Below are 16,811 nucleotides of genomic sequence, written 5' to 3' on the forward strand. Positions count from 1 at the left end.
GCCACGGACCTCTTCACCCGTCGTCGTGTACGATTCGGAGATGAGTACTGACGACGAGGGAGGGCCGTCCGGGGCGTCGCTCTCCTACAGCAACATCCTCGAACGGGAGATGGAGAACGCGCTCAAGGAACTCGGCAGGCCGAGCAAAGGGCTGTTTCTCTCCGGTCTCTCCGCGGGGATGAATCTCAGCTTCGGCGCTCTGTTCATGGGGATGGTACTGACGTTCTCGACGGAGTTTCCGTCGGACCTCGTAAAGCAGTTCGTCCTCGCGTCGGCGTCGTCCGTGGCGTTTCTGTTCGTCATCCTCGGGCAGACGGAACTGTACACCGCTCACACGACGCTCGCCGTGTTGCCGGTGCTCGACGGACGGACCGCCCTCCGCGAACTCGGACGCCTCTGGGGGATAGTGTACGTCGCGAATCTCTCCGGCTGTGCGGTGTTCGCCGGTCTCATCGCCGTTCTCGGACCCCAACTCGGAATCGTCGCCCCGTCGGCGTTCGACAGTCTCGCGCGGACGCTCTTGGCTCACCCGTGGTGGGTCATCCTCCTGTCGGGAGTCGTCGCCGGATGGTTGATGGGTCTCGTCACGTGGCTCGTCGCCGCCAGTCGCGACACCATCGGACGAGTCGTCATCACGCTCGTCGTCACCGCCGCCATCGGCTTCGGTCCGTTCCACCACGCCATCTTGGGGACGACGGAAGTTCTCGGAGCGATGTTTCTCGGAACCGGCGTCGGCCTCGGCGAGTTCGGAACGTTCCTGCTCTGGACGACGGTCGGTAACACCCTCGGCGGCGGCGTGTTCGTCGCCGGTCTCAACTACGGTCACGCCGCCCTCGCGGGCGAAGAGAAAGACGTCACCATCGAACCGGGTTCGGACGCCATGGAAGAGGACTGACAGTCGTCGCGTCGGGACGCGCCGGCCGCGGGCGGCCCGTTCGTCTCCCGTCGAGGACGGAGGGGCCCAAACGCACTTCCTCGCGGGAGGGCAAGTACGTGTGTCATGAGTCTGAGAGCATTCTTCCGGAACGACGCGGTCGAAGAGACGGTCGAAGCGGCGGCGGAAGAGGCGATAGAAGACGACAGCGAAGGCCAGTCGGAGGCGGCGCGGACCGTGCGGTCGGTCGCGTCGCAACTCCCGCGTAAGGTTCTGCTCCTCGGCGGCGGAGCGGCCGCGTTGGCGTACTTCGCCACCCGCCGCGCGGGGTCCGGCGCGTCGGCTCCGTCCGCCGACGAGGTTCGCGAGACGGTCGAAGAAGCGCGAGAAGACCCAAAGAGCGTCGTCTCCGCCGAGGGGTCGGACGACGAAACTGAGGGAGACGACAGCGAACGAGAACGAGAGGAGATGGAGGTCGAGACGGAGATAGAGATAGAGACGGGCGAAGGCGTGGAGGTAGAAGTCGAAGCGGAGACCGAACTCGAACGAGAGGGAGAGAACGAAATCGAAGTCGAGTCGGAAGTCGAAGTGACGGCCGAACGGACGGACGACGAGGACGAAGCGAGCGACGACGAAGCGAGCGACGACGAAGAAGCGGAGGCGGACGACGACGAGGCCGACGAGGAAACGGTCGAAACTGAGGAGGACATCGGAGAGACGGACGACGAAGACGGCGAGAAAGAAGCAGAGACCGACGAGGAAGACGGCGAAGACGACCTCCCCGGAGAGGAGCGAACCGACGAGGAGATAAACGAACGGGCGGCCGAAGACGTCGAATCGGAGTCTCCGGACCCGGGCGAGATGAACGTCGACGACGAGGCGGTGACTGAAATCGTGGGCGAAGAGCGCTCCGAGGAGTAGTCGGCAGGTAGTCGTCGCCGGCCGTCCGCGGCGGTTCGACGCCCCGCGGGAGCGTCGTTCGGGGTGAACCGGGGCGAAAATTGAGGTTCCTTCGACAACCGGCGGGTTCTTCTGAGGAGTCGTCCGCGCCCGCGCGGCGTACGCGCCGGGCGAGCAATCACGGAGGGACGATTCGAGGGCGGGACGGTCGAATCGAGGTGGAATATGAGTCTACTGGCCCACCTCTCAAGCGGGTGGAGGACGAAGCGCCGACAGTATGGAGATAGACGGAGTTGTCTCGACGGACTACGTCGAACAAGACGCCAAGACACCTGTGTCGAAACTCCGCGGTGCGTTCGATACGAACGAAGACCGCGTCATCGTGATCACGAACGGAGGCTCGTTCGAGGGCGTCGTCTCGCAGAAACAACTGCTGTCGTCGCACCACCCGCCCGAGGAGACGGCGCTGAACGTCGCCACCGCGCCGCCGAAGGTATCTCGACACGAGGACGTCCGCGAAGTCGCCCGACTGATGGTCGAGAACGAACTGAAGATGCTCCCCGTCTTCGACGAGGGAGAGAAGTTCGTCGGCGTCGTGAAGGCGATGAATCTCGTCGACGAGGTACAGGAGAATCTCAACGCACTCGACGTCGAAGACGTCTACACGCAGGACCTCATCTCGGTCGAACGCGAGACGACGGTCGGACAGGTCATAAATCACCTCCTCGAAAACCGCATCTCGCGCGTGCCGGTCGTCGAAGACGGGGCCGCAGAGGGGATGGTCAGCATGTCCGACCTCGTCGAGTTCACCGTCCGGCAGGTGGACCAAGAACAGGGCGGAAACGCGGACGGGTTCGACGGCCACGGCGGCGAAGGTTCGACCGCCGACTTCCGGGCGTCGAGCGGCGGATACGGCGAACGCGCCGGGGACTCGGCGCGGTTGCTCGACCTCCCCGCGAGAGACGTGATGACGCCAGCCGCCTACACGACGACGCCCCGAGCGCAACTCGGCGACGCCATCGGAGAGATGCTGGAGAAGAACTGTTCTTCGCTGATCGTCGTCGAAGAGGAGACGGACGACGTCGTCGGTATCGTGACCGTGACCGACGCCCTCGACGCCCTCACGAACAGCGACGAAGAGCGCATCCCGGTCCAAATCTTCAACGTGAAGATGCTGGACACCCTCTCGCGGGAGGACGTCGCGAGGCGAATCGAGGAGATAGACGCGAAACACGCCGAGATGGATATCCTCGAAGCGAAAGTCGTCTTCCACGAACACGAGGAACGCCTCCGGGGGATGCCCCTCGTCGAGACGACGGTCAGACTGTTCACCGACAGGGGTCGGTTCTTCGGGTCCGCCGAGGAGTACGGCGCGGAGTCGTCGTTCGGCACGGCGAGCGAAATCGTAGAGGAGAACGTCCTCGAAGACAAGAGCCGAGACGTGACGTCGCGGAACGACCGGCCGACGCCGGAGAAGCGAGAGGAAGTAGAGAGCGTCGTCGATTGGTGGGTCGAAGGCTGACCCCCGCGGCTCCGGGTTCTCGGCGCTGACCGAACCGGCGGGATATCGACCTACCGCGCCGTCGCCCGCGTCGCCGCCGCGACGCGCGACTCGTTCGACGCCGCCTCGGCCGTCGCAGTCTCGTTCGCGTTCGTCTCGCTTTCCGCCGTCCCGCTGTTTTCCGTCTCTCCGACGACGTAGCGTTGCCCCACCATCGGGTCGAGCAAGCTATCGACGGGCGCTCTGTCGTCGCGGAGAACCGGCACGTCGTCGGTCCGTTCCTCGTTGCGGTACGACGCTATCTCCTCTGTGAGGTCGATTCCGATGTCGCGCCGTTCGTTGCGCGCTCTGAGTTCCGATTCGGAGATGCGCGTGCCGTTCTTCGTCGCCACGACTTCGATGTTCTGAACGACGATACCCTGCTGTGTCGGGAAACTGTACACCTGCGGGAACACCTGCGACATCGTCTTGTACTGCGCGCGGTAGAACTGCGAGGCCGGGCCACTCGGCGCGGAGATGACGTTCGCAAAGAGGATGCCGTCTTCGGTGAGTCTGTCGCTGGCGAGTTCCATGAACTCTACCGTCGTCAACTGGAACGGCACTTTGTCCTTCTTGTACGCGTCGAGGACGATGAGGTCGTACGTCTCGTCTGTCTCTCGGAGGAACTGCCGTCCGCCCGTGGTGTGGATGGTCAGGTTCTCCGACTCCTCGACTTCGAAGTACCGCTTTGCCACGTCGACGACTTCGGGGTCGATTTCGGCGACGTCCACCTCGACGTCGTACTCCTCGGCGAATCGCTTCGGACCGGTGAACCCGCCGCCGCCGATGAACAGCACTCGGTCCACGTCGTCTGTCATCAAGAGTGGGAGGTGAAAGTACGGCGTGTAGTCGAAGACGTGGGCCGTCGGGTCCGCTACATTCATCGCGCTGTGGGGTTGCCCGTCGAGGTACAGCGTGCGCGTGTCGCCGCTATCGACCACCTCTAACTCCTGATACGGCGTCTGCGTCTGGTAGACGGTGTCGCCCGTCGCTGAGAGTCCGACGCCGCCGGACGCGGCGGCGACGACGAGGAGGAGGGCGACGACCAGACTCCGTCCCGCGCGTTGCCGTCCGAGTTTCGGGGCGGCGACGTACACCGCGGTGGCGACGGAGAGAAGACCGAAGACGAGTCCGATCTGTTCGACGCTCAAAGAGGGGATGAGAAAGTACGTCGTCGCGAACGCGCCGACGATGCTGCCGACGGTTCCGACGGCGTAGACGTGCCCCGACGCCTCGCCGGTCCCCTCTTTCGCCGAGAGTTCCGCGGCGTAAGGACTGATGAACCCGAGCAGGTACGTCGGCGGGCCGAAAAGAAGCGTGATAGCCGGAAGCGAGGCGAACCGACTCGGAAGGGGGAACGCCACCGCCGCCTGCAGCATGACGTCGCCGAAGAAGATGACCCCGGCCACGTAGAGCGCAGTTGCCAAAAACAGTTTCACCATCCGGTCGTTCGAGGCCTGCGAGTCGGCGTGCCGCCCTCCGTGGTGGTAACCGAGACTGAGGGCGGCGAGAAACACGCCGATGATGCTACCCCACGTGTAGATGCTACTGCCGAACTGGGGCGCGATCATCCGTCCGGCCAGAATCTCCAACCCCATGCTGGCCACGCCGGAGGAGAACACCGCGACTTCCGGTTTCGACAGTCGGAGAGCAGACCGAGAGAGCGTCGACGCCATAGAGGGTCTACGGACGACGAGCCATTAAGTGTTGAACGAGTGGCGAAGCGGCCGGACGTGTCACATATCTGATTTCGAGACAGTTCACCGCCAGAAACGGGTAATTATCTGATTCGCGACATAGATAGAAACACGATCGGAACACATATTGTTTAGAAATAATTTATCTTTGTCCGACTATAAACGGGAGAACAAGCTCGTCTATGGGGCTGTCCGTCCCTAGCATAACGCGTTACTACCGAGATATACGCTCGAATATGTGTGTATAGTTAGACACATTATAAAAATAATTATATTGACAGCCAATCTTCATATGTGGCATGGTAGAATTCAGCAGGCGACAGCTCATGGCGACGTCGGTCGCCGCATCGCTCGGAGCGACCGTACCAGGCGTGGTGGCCGCCGAAGAAGTAGAGGAGAGCGACACACCGGGCGCACCGAGTGTCAAGGGTGATCTCAAGCGATTCTCGACGACCGCGTTCGGAGCGGAGGTGACGGGGCCGTTCGTCTTCGAGGACGGGTCGTTGCTGTACAGCCTCCAGCACCCGTCCGAAGAGAACGGCGACCCGTTCGGGCGGGCGGCCGTCGGCTACTTCAGCGGGTTCCAGTTCGACTTCGACGGCGACAACGACGACTTCGATGAGATCGGAATACCGGAAACCGAGGAGGAACAACGCGACGTCCGCGCGGGAAGCGGGGACTACGAGATCCTCTTTTACGGGCGCGAACCGATCAACGGCGGCGACGAACTCCTCGGCGTCACCCAGACGCCGGACGGGACCGACATCATGCGCGAAAGTCCCGAGGACCCCGAACGCGAGGAACGGCCGTACTTCGCGGGCACGCAGTACGGACTCGCCGCGAGCAACCCCGACTGCAACCAGTTCGTTCCGTCGAACGACGAGGGGACCGAAGGATATCTGTTCACGAACTGGGAGAACAGTCCCGGCTCCGTCTCTCGGGTTCCCATCAGTCAAGACGAGGACGGAGAGTGGCACGCCGACCTCGAAAACGCGATGAACCTGACCAACACGGAGTCGCTTCGCGCCCACGGCGGTACGCGGATCAACTGTTACGGCGACCTCTCCCCGTGGGGGACGATGGTCTCCGCCGAAGAGAACTACTCGCACCCGCGCGTCAACTTGACGGCGAAAGTGAGCGACATCGCCGAGGCGGGCTCCGGGTTGGGACTCGTCGGCGCGGCCCACTTCTGGAACCGACCGAACCCCAGCGAGATATCGGACGCGATATCGACGTACGCCGAGGAAGACTACCTCGACGAGGACTTCAGCCCGCAGGGCTACTGGTCGCTGACCGGCGTCGAGTTCCTCGCGTACTACCTCGGCTCCGACCAGAACGACCAGGTCGACGACCAGAACCTCAGGACGTCGCCGATAGACGACGTCTACCCGAACCCGTACCGCTACGGCTACTTCGTCGATTTCCGCGAACCGACGGCCGACGAGCCCGAAGCGGTCAAGTACTACGTGATGGGTCGGGCCGCCTGGGAAGCGCCGGACTTCGAGGGCGACCTCAAGACCGTGTACGGCTGTTCGGACGGCGACAGCAAGGGGATCTACAAGTTCGTCGCCGACGAGCCCATCCCCGACTACGACGACCCGATGGACGTCGCCGGAACGCTCTACGCGCCCAAGATCACGAACGACGAGGCGAGCGTCGAGGACTCGGGCCAACGGAACTCCCCGGCGGACGTTCCGCTCGAAGTGGAGTGGCTGGAACTCGGACACGCGACGAACGCGGAAGTCGAGTCGTGGATCGACGACTACGACAACGTCACGCAGGTCGACTACCTCGAAGCCCACGCCGAGACCAACTGGGCCGACGACCCGGCGACGGCGTTGCGAGAGGCCGACCTCGAAGTCATCCACAACGGTAACTCGAACTACATCGACAACAGGGACATCGTCAGGTGGGCCGAACAGTACGAGGAGAACGGGCCGAACGGCGTCGACGAGGAGCTCCGGCGCGTCCCGTTCTTGGAGACCCGAGCGGCCGCAAAAGAGGTCGGTGCCTCTATCGAGTTCAACAAGGCCGAGGGCGTCGACAGCGTCGACGACGCCGGACCCGGCGACTACGTCTACTTCGGCATCTCTGAGTTCAACGATGCCCTCGCCGACGACGAGGGCGACGTCCAGATGGACCGCGTCGACGGCGGCGTCGTCTACCGCGCCGAACTCGAAGACGACTACAACGTCTCGGAACTCGAACCCGTCATCGTCGGCCCGGACTTCACCGACCCGCCGGAGGACGCCGACGACGCACTCCGAAACATCGACAACGTCTACACGATGCGCGACGGCCGCGTCCTCTGCTGCGAGGACGGATTCGGCGGGCCCGCCCGGTCGTACCCGAACGACGGACTCTACGTCTACCAGCCCGAGAGCGTCGGCAAGACGGTCTCCGACTACCTGAGCCAGAGCGACGAGGACGACGACGAAGATGGCGACGAGGACGGCGACCATGAGGGTGACGACGAAGGGGGCGACGAGGACTGAACCGGAACCGAAGCGAGCGAGCGAACCGACTCCGACGACCGACGCGGGCCAGAGAGACGACCGACGCGGGACGAGGCGCCGCGGGCCGCGTTCCCGCCGGTAGCCGTCTTTCTCCCACTTACAGAGACACGAAGATGTCACGAACAAACGAACGAGCCGAAAGCGAACAGACCGCCGTCCCGACCGATTCAGTCCACCGCGACTACGTCCTCGACGTCCGCATCGTCGAGCGAACGACCGCGGGAGACGACACCGTCTACCGGTTCGAGGCACCGCACCACGCGGGCATCGAGTTCGAGGACCCGGCGACGGCCGAGTTGTACGCCGACGTCTACTTCGACGTCAACGGATTTCAAGAGGCGGGAACGGGCGAACGCGGCGTGCCGCCGGAGATAATCCAGGCCGGGCGAGACACGCTCGTGGGCTACTTCCTCACGCAACCGCGCGTGGACGTCGAGTGGGTCGCCTCCTACTACGGCGAGAAACCCGAGAAGGTAGAACGGTACGCCAATCGGGTGCGGAAGCGAGCCGAGAAGATACGCGAGGGGGTGATGGAGATGGGCGAGGAGTAATCCGACGCTCTCCCCTCTCGCGTTCGGCGTCGGTGCGAGACGCCGTCACGCTATTCCCCTGGTACCGTAACTGATACCTCATGGGCGGTCAGGCGTACCCCTCCGAGGAGATGGACCTCCGCGAGACGGTTCGGTTCTACCTCCTCGACCACCGGACGAGAGTCGGGAAGGCGATAGACGTCGCGTTGCTCCTCGGGAACCTCCTCTTCGTCGGTATCGTCGTCGCCGAGACGTACCTCGTATCGGCGGAGACTCGGACGGTTCTGTGGCGCGCGGAAGTGGGTATCGCGGTGCTGTTTCTCGCGGAGTACCTGCTTCGACTGTACGGCGCGCGCGACACCGCCGCCGAGTTTCTGAGTCCGTACACGGTGGTCGACCTTCTCGCCATCCTGCCGACGTTCGCGGTGTTGCTGTTACCGACGCCCCTCGCCGCGAGCATCGGATTCCTCCGCGTGCTTCGAGTTGTCAGAATCCTGCGGTTCTTCCGGTTCACGCAGAACGAGGAGTTCTTCTTCGGCACCGTCTCCGTGGAGACGCTTCGAGTGATGAAGCTACTGTTGACGGTGATGTCTATCTTCTTCGTCTCCGCGGGACTGTTCTACAGCGTCGAACGCGGGGCGAACCCCAACGTCTCGAACTTCGGCGACGCCTTCTACTTCGCCGTCGTCGGCCTCACCACCGTCGGATTCGGCGACATCGTGCCGGTAACGTCGACGGGTCGGTTGGTGACCGTCGTGTCGATTCTTGCGGCCATCGTCCTCGTCCCGTGGCAGGCGAGCAAGATAGTCCGCGAGTGGTCGAACAAGGAGAAGGTGAACGTCACCTGCCCGAACTGCGGCCTCTCGCATCACGACCCGGACGCCTCACACTGCAAGTCGTGCGGTCACGTCGTCTATCAGGAGTACGATTCGCGGCGGTGACTGGATTCAGAGCGGCTTTTCTGGCGCGCCCTCCGCGAGCATCCGCACGAACATCTCGCGGAACGTCTCCTCGTCGACCGATTCGACGACTCGCGTCCGGGGGTCCCCGTCGGTGATTCCCAACTCGTCGACGAGGCTGTACCCGCGGGTCATCCCCTCGCGTTCGTCCACGTCGACGAAGTACTCCGAGGACTCGGTTATCAGTCCGTCGTCGGCGACGAGACAGGCGGCGGTCAGAGAGTCCGGTTGGGTGGTGGTGTCCTCGCCGTAGCGCTTCTGGCTGAACCGACGGACCTGCTCGTTCGCCGTCTGATAGAACTCGGCGTACTCGGAGTCTATCGACTCCAGTCGGTCGAGGAACTCCGCCTCGAACGTCGCGTCTCGAACCGTCAGACCCCAATCGACGAGGGTCACGTCGAGTTCTCGCATCACCATCTTCGCGGCTTCCGGGTCGACCCAGAAGTTGTACTCCGCGGAGGGAGTGTCGTTGCCGAGGGTGTTGACCGCTCCGCCCATCACCCACACCTCGTCCAGGAGTTCGTTCAGATTCGGCTCTCGGCGGAGGGCGAGAGCGACGTTCGTCAACGGCGCGATACAACAGAGGGTTATCTCGCCGGGCGACTCGCGGGCCGCCTCGACGATGGCGTCCGGCGCGAACCCCTCCGCGGAGTCGATGCCCGTGTCGGGGAAGAAGTCGCCGCCGAGTCCGCCCTCGCCGTGGATGTGCGAGACGTGTTCGTGGTCTTTGACGAGTGGTCGGCGCGCGCCCTCGTAGACGGGCACCTCGTCGGCCGCGTCGGCCACCTCGAGGGTGTACTTCGCGTTCTCGACGTGGTAGTCGAACTCGACGTTTCCGGCGGCGATGGTGACCGCCTCCAACTCGACGGAGTCGGCCGTCGCCAAGAGCAAGATGGCCTGCGTGTCGTCGCCCGCGGTGTCGGTATCGACGATAACTCGACGAGACATACCCCCCAATCGGGACGGACGTTCTTAATTACCGTGATTTGACAGACCGCCGCTCCGACCGCGGAACGTCGGCCCGCGTGTCGATTTCGATGGGGGCGTAGGGAGAACCATCTAATCACGCTACGGTTGGACCGCTACGCTACAGTTCGATTATCAGTTTCGAGAGCAAGTGAAAACAGATATGGGCCGGAGCGACGGGGAGGCAACCGGATGAACGAGACGTCGCTTCGCGAGATACTCGACCGACGGCCCGACAGGGAGGGCGCGCGCGTCGTCCGTCGGATGTGGGAGGCTCGCGGCTACGAGACGGCGATTCGGTTCAGCGGACCGGACCTGTACGTCGAGGCGAGAGGGCGGACGGACGACGGCGCGTCTCGGCGGATTCGCTCGTGGATTTCGGCCGGCGGTCGAATCGACCGCCGGAGGATGCGGGTGTTCGCGGACGCCTGCGAACGGGACGGCGTCGAACCGCACGTCGTCACGCTCGGACCCGCGGAGATAGACGACGACGCCCACGTGCCGAGCGTCTGGGAGTTCGACGCCGCGCGCCTCGCAGTCGAAGTCCGCGAGGCGGGCGTCGAGTCGGCGGTCCGCGCCCTCGAATCCGACTCCGACCCCGAGACGGAAACGGAGACGGTCGAAGACTGGTTCGGAGACCCGGTCGAAGAGAGCGAGAGCGACGGAGACGACGGGGAACGCGACGAGGGAGACGACGACGCGGACGGAGACGAAGAGGAGCAGTTGACTCGACGCGACGCCGTCCGAATCGCCGGGAAGTACGTCGTCGGTGGCTTGGTGACGTACCTGTTCGTCGAGGGACTGTCCGACGCGGTGCGCGCGTCGCCCGAACTCCGGCGGGCCGTTCGAGAGCGGGCGGCACCGCTCCGGAATCGTCTCCCGACGATACCCGCGGGCGGCGTGGGGTCTCCGTCCGCGTCCGGGGGCGACGCGACGGCCCGGACGCCGACCTACGGGAATCCGACGAGCGGACGGCGAGTCGAGAACGCGACGGCGATACCGTACGACGAACTCGCCGCCGACCCGGAGTCACGCGCCGGGCACGCCGTCCGATACGACGGGACGGTCCGGCGAACCGTCGAGGGCGTCACCGAACGCGGTATCCGCCTCGCGGTGACCCGCGGTCCGAACGGGACGTGGGTCGACGACGTCGCCTGTCGGTGGCCCTCCGGACGGTTGTACGAGGACGCCGTGCAGTTTCGCTTACTCGACGGAGAGCGAGTGCAGGTGTGGGGAACCGTCCGCGGGGCCACCGAAGCGACGAGGACCGAACGGTCGATTCCGCTCGTGGAAGTCGTCGGCATCGCGCCGGTCGAGACGTAGCGCGACGGGCGACTGCGGCGTCTCAGTTCAGCGCGTCGACTTCGTCCGTGAGGTCGCTCGCGTCGTCCACCGGGCCGTTGACGAACAGACCGTGTCCGATGAACGCGGCGGAGACGAGGCCGAACCCCGCGACGGAGACGCTCGGCGGTATCGAGGTGAACAGACCGACGAGGACGCCGAGAGCCATGCTGACGAACACGCCGATGAGAATCACGTCGTAGTACTGCCAGGTGTACATGCTCACATCGAGCGCCGCCAACCCCGAAGTTCTGGCGGTGGAACGCGCTCGAACGGCGCGGGCGAACTACCTGCGAGCGAGTACCACGGAACTCCTATGGGCCGGGAGATACTGAGACAGGTATGGAGTACACTAGTTCTCTCGACCGAGCGTTCGAGGATCTCCCGGACCGCTCGCAAGAAGAGTCTCGGCTCACGATTCCCGACCCGGAGGGGGAGACGGACGGGGCGTTCACCCGACTGACGAACCTCGGCGCCATCGCCGACGCCCTCTCTCGGAAACCCGAACACGTCCACAGTTTCATCCAGCGGACGCTCGGGACCAGCGGGCAACTCGACGAAAAGCGCGCGCGGTACAGCGGGTCGTTCTCGGTGGCCGACTTCGACGAGGCCCTCGAAGACTACGTCGCGGAGTACGTCACCTGCTCCGAGTGCGGACTGCCCGACACCCGTCTCGTGACCGAAGACGGCGTGGACATGCTCCGCTGTGAGGCCTGCGGTGCGTTCCGCCCCGTCCAGAAGCGCTCCTCGCAGTCGCAGACGCAGTCCCAAGAGGCGGTCGAGGAGGGTCGCACCTACGAAGTGAAGATCACCGGAACCGGTCGCAAAGGCGACGGCGTCGCCGAGAAAGGCAAGTACACGATATTCGTCCCCGGCGCACAGGAGGGGCAGGTCGTCCGCATCATCATAGAGAACGTGAGCGGCACCCTCGCGTTCGCCCGCCTCGTCTGAGCGCTCGCTCCGACGTTCGCCGATTTTCGACCGTGCCGCGCCTGTGAGAACCACCCCCGTACAGAAGAGAGCGACGGCACCGCGGCCGAGAAACTGGTAACAGGATTTTATCAGGCGTCCGGTTCGACTCGCGATTATGGTCCCTCATCGTTCGCTCGCGTGGGCGTCCCTCCCCTCGGCGTTCGTCCCCGCGACGGCGACTGCACAGTTCGCCCCCGACTCGCTGAGACTCGGTGCCGGAACCGCCGAACTCGTCGTCCTCGGATTACTGGGGTACGCGGTCTACGTCGCGGTCTCAGTCGTATTCTGCGGGCTCGTCGTTGCCGTCTCGGAGTTCGTCTCCTCCGGGTCGTACGTCCGGGACGCGGAGAAGCGACTCTACGCTCGGCCCGTTCGGACCGGAGCGCTCGGCATCGGCGTGGTCGTCGGCGGCATCGCCGGAACCGTCCTCCTCGCGGTGGTGCTTCTCGTTCTCGTGAACGCGGGCGCTCCGGAACCGCTCAGTTTGGTCGCCGCCGTTCCCGTCTTCGGCGGACTGCTGTTTCTGTCCGTCGCGTCCGCGGTCGGAACGGTCGTGCTCGGGTCCGCCCTGCTCCGGAGGGTGCGCGGCGGGGAACCGAGCCTCTGGGTCGCGCTCGTGGTCGGGTCGCTGGTCGTCAACGTGCCGCTACTCAATCTCGTGTTCGGGGCTCTCGTCGCCGTCCTCGGCGCCGGAGCGATAGTCGGACGGTGGTGGGAAAACCGGCGGGACGGACCGTCCGGACCGGCCCCGGGGCGTCCGACCGACGGGTGAGTATCGTCGGCTCGCGGCCGGAGAACGGCGTCCGAGAGTCGGACTCAGTCGTACGTCTGCGAGGACGCCGAACCCACGTCGACTCTGACGAGGACGTTCTCGTCCCACGCGTCCGAATCGACGCCGTACTTTTCGTTTATCTTTCGGGTCGCCGCCCGCGTCTCCGTCTCGTCCTCTACGACGGTGGCGGTGCCGAGGAGCGTCACCATCCACTTCGCGTGTCCGCCCTCGTCTTTCTGCACCGACAGCGCCACCTTCGGGTTCTCGCGGACGTTCCGCAGTTTCGTACCGGTGGTGACGAGTTCCACGACGCCGTCCTCGTAGCGGTACCAGAGGGGGGCGACGTGCGGGCGGCCGTCGCGACACGTCGCCAGGTGGGCCATGAGCGGTTCGCTCGTCAGCAGTTCCTCCGTCTCCGAATCGACGGCGTCGGACATACGACGGAGGAGACGCCCCGGCGGCAAAACGGTTCGGCGCGGGCGTCCGCGACCGGTCCGACCGAGTGACAGTCGCCAGCGCCCGCCCGAACGCTTCTGTCGGTCGCGCGTGTAGCTCTCGGTCCGCGGACCGTATCTGCGAACTCACACTATGTCATCCGAACACGACGGTTCGACAGACGAGGCACAGCGACTCTCCGTCCACTTGACGAACGGCCCCACCGTGACCTGCGGGAACTTCAAAGCCATCGCGGAGGGCGTTCTCCTTTTTGCGGACCCGGGACGAGAGCGCGTCTCCGGGTTCGTCCCCTACGACGAACTCCGGTTCGTCCTCCCGACGGGCGAGAGCGGAGAGGCGGACGGAGGCGAGGAGACCGATGGGCGTGACGACGGAGAGGCGACGGACGCGGACGTCGATGTCCGGGGCGCGGCGGCGGCCGCCGAGGCGGAAGCGCGGGAACCGAACCCGACGGAGGAGACGGGAGAGACCGGAGGCGGAGACGAGGAGACGACGTCGGAAGCGTCCGCCCGGTCCCAAGCGACGGTGGAAGGAGAGACGGGCGCCGACGCCGATAGGAGAGCCTCGACGGCGGAGGACGAACCCCTGACCGCGGTTACGGGAATCGGCGGGGCGTACGCCAGCGTCCTCGGAGACGCGGGTCTCGACTCACTCGACGCCCTCGCCGCCGCGGACGCGACGGACGTGAGCGAGGCCGCTGGCGTCAGTCCGGAACGGGCAGAACAGTGGATTGCCGACGCCGCCGAGGCGTCCGAAGCGGACGTTCCGGAAGACGACGCCGACGACACCGGCGCGGAGGCGTAGGCGGGGTCAGTCCGCGAGTCCCCGGTTCGCCGCGACGAACGCCTCGGTCGTCTCGCGCCACGACTCGACGAGTTCGTCCTCGAACGGATCCGTCTCCATCGACTCGACGGCATCTCTCTCGGTCAACCACTCGACGGTCCGGCGGACGCCCGTCTCGAAGTCGACGGTGTACTCGAACCCCAACTCGCGTTTGGCCTTCTCGTTTTCGAAGACTGTGCTGTACTGGAAGTGGTCCCGGAGCATCCGCGTCCGTTCGGGCGCGACGGCGGTGAGAACCGCGGTCGGCACGTGGACCAACTCCGGTTCGGGCGCATCGAGCGCAGACGCGACGCGCCTGTGGTACTGGTTCCACGTCATCGTCTCGTCGCTCGTAACGTTGTACGCCTCGCCGTGGGCGTCCTCGTTCCCGACGGCGCCGACGAACGCCGCGGCCACGTCGTCGCGGTGGCACGGCCCCCAAAGCGACGTGCCGTCGCCGTGGACGACGATGGGCGCGCCCTCGCGGATTCTATCGACGTAGGACGACCCCATCCCGAAGGTGTGGACGAGCGTTCCGCCCTCGCCGTAGGTGTTCCACGGGCGGAGGACGGTCACGTCGAACGCCTCCCCGTGAACGTCGAAGAAGACGTCTTCGGCGGCGGTTTTGCCCGCGGCGTAGTCGCTGACGGGCGGGCGACGAGGGGCCTCTTCGGTCACCGGGTTTCGCGGCGGCGGCCGGTGGTAGACGTCGATGGTGCTACAGAAGACGTACTGGTCGATTCGGCCGCGGAAGGCGCGGACGGCGCTCTCGGCTTCCGCCTCGGTAAAACAGACCATGTCGATTACGCAGTCGGGTGCGGGGTCCAGTTCGCGCATCTGCGCTTCGAACCGGTCGAAGTCGGTCCGGTCGCCCCGGACGGCCGAGACGGTTTCGGGAATCTCGGCCTCCGTTTCGCCGCGGTTGTAGACGGTGACGTCGTGGCCCGAATCCACCAACTGTCGGGTGATTTCGGTGCTTATCAGACCGGTTCCGCCGACGACGAGAACGTGCATAGGTCCGGGCCGTCCCCGGGAGGTAAAAACCTCGGCGTCCCGGCCAGAAACGACGACGCGAGCGACGACTACCCGAGCGTGACGTCGAGATAGAGCATGACGGCGACGCCGACCATGAGACCGATGGTGGCGACGTGTTCGTGGCCGCGCGCGTGCGTCTCGGGAACGATCTCGTGGCTGATGACGAACAGCATTCCGCCCGCGGCAAAGCCCATCGCGTAGGGGACGACGGGCGCGACGAACGCCGCGGCGACGGCGCCGACGACGGCCAGCGGAATCTCGACGAGACCGGCGCGTATCCCCGCGATACCGGCGTAGAAGTACGACCCGAGGCCGGCGCTCCGGGCGGCGAGTGAGACGGCCAGACCCTCGGGGACGTTCTGCGCGCCGATGGCGAGCATGAGGGCGACGGCGTTGCCGATATCGCCGGACCCGAATCCGACCCCGACGGCGAGTCCCTCCGGCATGTTGTGGAGGGTGATGGCGACGATAAAGAGGACGACGGACGCCATCCTGCCGTCCGAGGGATCGACTCGGCGGCCGGTGACGACCTGTTGGACGTTCGGCGCCCAGTCGTCGGCCTTGTCGAGGAGGACAACGCCGAGTGCGAAGCCGACGAACACCGGAAACGGCCCGCCGAGTTCGATGCCCGGGAGCAGGAGACTCGTGAAACTCGCAGAGAGCATGACGCCCGCGGCGAAGCCGAGTGCGGCGTCTAACGTCCGTTCGCTCGGATTCGGGTAGACGACGATGGCGAGTGCGCCCACCGTGTTACAGAGCGCGATGAACGCGCCCCCGGCCAGTCCGAGTATCAGGGGGTCGGTCCCGAACAGGGAGACGAAAAGTTCCGCGGCGTTCATCTTTTTCGATGGTCGGTCGGCGGGTACGTGTACCTTCCGCCGACCGTGAGCGCGCGGGTATCACCCAGCGAAAACGGAAGCGAGGATATAGGCGTCCCGGGCGCAAACGCCCGACTGAGGGATATGTTCCAGCGAATCCTGTTGCCCACGGACGGAACCGAGTCGATGCAGACGGTCGTCGAAACAGCCGCGGACATCGCCACGCGGAGAGACGCGGAGGTACACGTCCTCTACGTCGTCGACGACCGAGCCTTTCTGACACTCCAAGAGGAGATGCAAGCGGACGTACTCGCCGAACTCGAAGGCGAGGCCGAAACCGCGACCGACCGTGCGGCGACCCGCCTCTCCGAGGCGGGCATCTCCGTCACCGAAGCCGTACGGAAGGGAGACCCCGCCGACGAGATTCTCGCGTACGCCGACGAGATGGACGCCGACCTGATAACGATGGGGACGCGCCGCGGCGACTACACGAAGAACCTCATCGGAAGCGTCTCGCAGAAAGTCGTCGCCGGGTCGAGCGTTCCGGTCTTGACCGCGAACCTCAACGGCGACGGGGAGTGAGCCGATACCGGCGGGCGGTTCTCTGCGTCGG

17 protein-coding genes are annotated in these 16,811 nt (G+C 65.2%); 11 read left to right on the top strand and 6 right to left on the bottom strand.

The window, feature by feature from the left end; genetic code table 11:
- The first annotated feature begins 40 nt into the window (after positions 1 to 40).
- From BM167_RS11260 to BM167_RS11270, 3 genes are all read left to right on the top strand, one after another.
- Positions 41 to 895, top strand: a complete 855-nt coding sequence (locus BM167_RS11260; protein ID WP_092892493.1) for a formate/nitrite transporter family protein — start codon at positions 41 to 43, stop codon at positions 893 to 895.
- Positions 896 to 1,000: 105 nt separating this feature from the next.
- On the top strand, positions 1,001 to 1,795 hold the full coding sequence (locus BM167_RS11265) for a hypothetical protein (protein WP_092892495.1): 795 nt from the start codon (positions 1,001 to 1,003) through the stop codon (positions 1,793 to 1,795).
- A gap of 256 nt (positions 1,796 to 2,051) precedes the next feature.
- Complete coding sequence (locus BM167_RS11270; protein WP_092892497.1) at positions 2,052 to 3,296, top strand: CBS domain-containing protein; 1,245 nt, start codon at positions 2,052 to 2,054, stop codon at positions 3,294 to 3,296.
- A gap of 50 nt (positions 3,297 to 3,346) precedes the next feature.
- Here BM167_RS11270 and BM167_RS11275 read toward each other — a convergent pair whose 3' ends face one another.
- Positions 3,347 to 4,990, bottom strand: coding sequence for a spermidine synthase (locus BM167_RS11275; protein WP_092892499.1), 1,644 nt, complete (start codon positions 4,988 to 4,990; stop codon positions 3,347 to 3,349).
- A gap of 320 nt (positions 4,991 to 5,310) precedes the next feature.
- On the opposite strand from BM167_RS11275, the gene BM167_RS11280 reads away from it, so the two are divergent.
- The 3 genes from BM167_RS11280 to BM167_RS11290 all read left to right on the top strand — a co-directional run bounded on the left by BM167_RS11280 (position 5,311) and on the right by BM167_RS11290 (position 8,998).
- On the top strand, positions 5,311 to 7,506 hold the full coding sequence (locus BM167_RS11280; RefSeq protein ID WP_177213340.1) for an alkaline phosphatase PhoX: 2,196 nt from the start codon (positions 5,311 to 5,313) through the stop codon (positions 7,504 to 7,506).
- A 134-nt stretch (positions 7,507 to 7,640) separates the two neighbouring features.
- Positions 7,641 to 8,078: a hypothetical protein gene (locus BM167_RS11285; RefSeq protein ID WP_092892503.1), complete on the top strand. Its 438-nt coding sequence runs from the start codon at positions 7,641 to 7,643 to the stop codon at positions 8,076 to 8,078.
- 80 nt (positions 8,079 to 8,158) lie between these two features.
- Positions 8,159 to 8,998, top strand: coding sequence for an ion transporter (locus BM167_RS11290; protein ID WP_092892505.1), 840 nt, complete (start codon positions 8,159 to 8,161; stop codon positions 8,996 to 8,998).
- Between the two features lie 6 nt (positions 8,999 to 9,004).
- Here BM167_RS11290 and BM167_RS11295 read toward each other — a convergent pair whose 3' ends face one another.
- The gene (locus tag BM167_RS11295) at positions 9,005 to 9,964 is read right to left on the bottom strand and encodes a nucleoside hydrolase (RefSeq protein WP_092892507.1); all 960 of its coding nucleotides are present in this window, start codon (positions 9,962 to 9,964) and stop codon (positions 9,005 to 9,007) included.
- A 210-nt stretch (positions 9,965 to 10,174) separates the two neighbouring features.
- On the opposite strand from BM167_RS11295, the gene BM167_RS11300 reads away from it, so the two are divergent.
- A complete protein-coding gene (locus tag BM167_RS11300) occupies positions 10,175 to 11,305 on the top strand; it encodes a hypothetical protein (protein WP_092892509.1) in 1,131 nt (376 codons plus the stop codon).
- A 22-nt stretch (positions 11,306 to 11,327) separates the two neighbouring features.
- On the opposite strand, the gene BM167_RS11305 is transcribed toward BM167_RS11300, so the two are convergent.
- Positions 11,328 to 11,543: a DUF8015 family protein gene (locus BM167_RS11305; protein WP_092892511.1), complete on the bottom strand. Its 216-nt coding sequence runs from the start codon at positions 11,541 to 11,543 to the stop codon at positions 11,328 to 11,330.
- Between the two features lie 122 nt (positions 11,544 to 11,665).
- On the opposite strand from BM167_RS11305, the gene BM167_RS11310 reads away from it, so the two are divergent.
- Together BM167_RS11310 and BM167_RS11315 are read left to right on the top strand one after the other, a co-directional pair.
- Entirely contained in the window at positions 11,666 to 12,274 is a 609-nt protein-coding gene (locus BM167_RS11310) for a translation initiation factor IF-2 subunit beta (RefSeq protein WP_092892513.1), read from the top strand.
- A gap of 136 nt (positions 12,275 to 12,410) precedes the next feature.
- Positions 12,411 to 13,067, top strand: coding sequence for a hypothetical protein (locus tag BM167_RS11315; RefSeq protein WP_092892515.1), 657 nt, complete (start codon positions 12,411 to 12,413; stop codon positions 13,065 to 13,067).
- A 44-nt stretch (positions 13,068 to 13,111) separates the two neighbouring features.
- Here BM167_RS11315 and BM167_RS11320 read toward each other — a convergent pair whose 3' ends face one another.
- A complete protein-coding gene (locus tag BM167_RS11320; RefSeq protein WP_092892517.1) occupies positions 13,112 to 13,504 on the bottom strand; it encodes a pyridoxamine 5'-phosphate oxidase family protein in 393 nt (130 codons plus the stop codon).
- A gap of 151 nt (positions 13,505 to 13,655) precedes the next feature.
- On the opposite strand from BM167_RS11320, the gene BM167_RS11325 reads away from it, so the two are divergent.
- Positions 13,656 to 14,327: a helix-hairpin-helix domain-containing protein gene (locus BM167_RS11325; RefSeq protein WP_092892519.1), complete on the top strand. Its 672-nt coding sequence runs from the start codon at positions 13,656 to 13,658 to the stop codon at positions 14,325 to 14,327.
- A gap of 6 nt (positions 14,328 to 14,333) precedes the next feature.
- On the opposite strand, the gene BM167_RS11330 is transcribed toward BM167_RS11325, so the two are convergent.
- Positions 14,334 to 15,359 (bottom strand): NAD-dependent epimerase/dehydratase family protein, encoded by a 1,026-nt coding sequence (locus BM167_RS11330; protein WP_092892521.1) that lies wholly within the window; start codon positions 15,357 to 15,359, stop codon positions 14,334 to 14,336.
- Between the two features lie 68 nt (positions 15,360 to 15,427).
- Complete coding sequence (locus BM167_RS11335; RefSeq protein WP_092892523.1) at positions 15,428 to 16,219, bottom strand: ZIP family metal transporter; 792 nt, start codon at positions 16,217 to 16,219, stop codon at positions 15,428 to 15,430.
- A 123-nt stretch (positions 16,220 to 16,342) separates the two neighbouring features.
- Here BM167_RS11335 and BM167_RS11340 point away from each other — a divergent pair, with 123 nt between their 5' ends.
- Positions 16,343 to 16,780: a universal stress protein gene (locus BM167_RS11340; protein WP_092892525.1), complete on the top strand. Its 438-nt coding sequence runs from the start codon at positions 16,343 to 16,345 to the stop codon at positions 16,778 to 16,780.
- The last annotated feature ends 31 nt before the right edge of the window (positions 16,781 to 16,811 follow it).

The sequence above is a fragment of the Halopelagius inordinatus genome (genome assembly GCF_900113245.1).
GTDB lineage: Archaea > Halobacteriota > Halobacteria > Halobacteriales > Haloferacaceae > Halopelagius > Halopelagius inordinatus.